At 41.7% G+C, this 643-nt stretch carries 1 protein-coding gene; it reads right to left on the bottom strand.

The features are described from left to right. A partial coding sequence (locus R7Z50_RS28355) for a S4 domain-containing protein (protein ID WP_318149865.1) occupies positions 1–439 on the bottom strand: 439 nt, incomplete at its 3' end. Positions 440–643: the final 204 nt, after the last annotated feature.

Genomic DNA, 643 nt, shown 5'->3' on the forward strand with positions numbered 1-643 from the left:
CTCTGTCAATACGGTGAACCAATTCGAGGAAGCGTGCCTGTGGACGCAATGCCCTTAATGCTTCAATTGCACCAAACTTCAAGCCACTACCACCATGCACTGCTGTACCAGACGGTTTGTTCAGAATCAGCATATGATCATCTTCATAAATGATCATATGTTCTAGTTCAGCAACCTTATTAAGTTTCGTGCTTGGTGCGACATCCTCTTCCTTTTTCTCAACCGTTACAGGTGGAATTCGGACTAGGTCGCCAGCTTTTAGTTTATATTCGGCTTTGATGCGCTTTTTGTTCACGCGCACTTCACCCTTACGCACGATTCGATAAATCATGATCTTTGGAATGTCTTTTAATTGGTTACGCAAGAAGTTATCAATGCGTTGACCCGCCATGTCTTCGTCGATATCAACGAACTGGACTTGTGTTCTTATCTCGCTCATACGCGCTATTGTAAACGTAAATCCGCGTGACTTCAGATTATTCTTGCTGCAAAAGAAACACTTGTTGCGAGAATCTGCTCCGAAATACGCCAACCTTTTGTTTAGATTATTAAAACCCTTTCCCTTGTTCGGGTTTTGTTTTCTGTCTTTGGAAGTTTACGTAATTCAATCGCTTATTTAACAGCCAGTTATAAATTGGAAAGT

It is taken from the genome of Vibrio sp. 1249-1 (genome assembly GCF_033340495.1).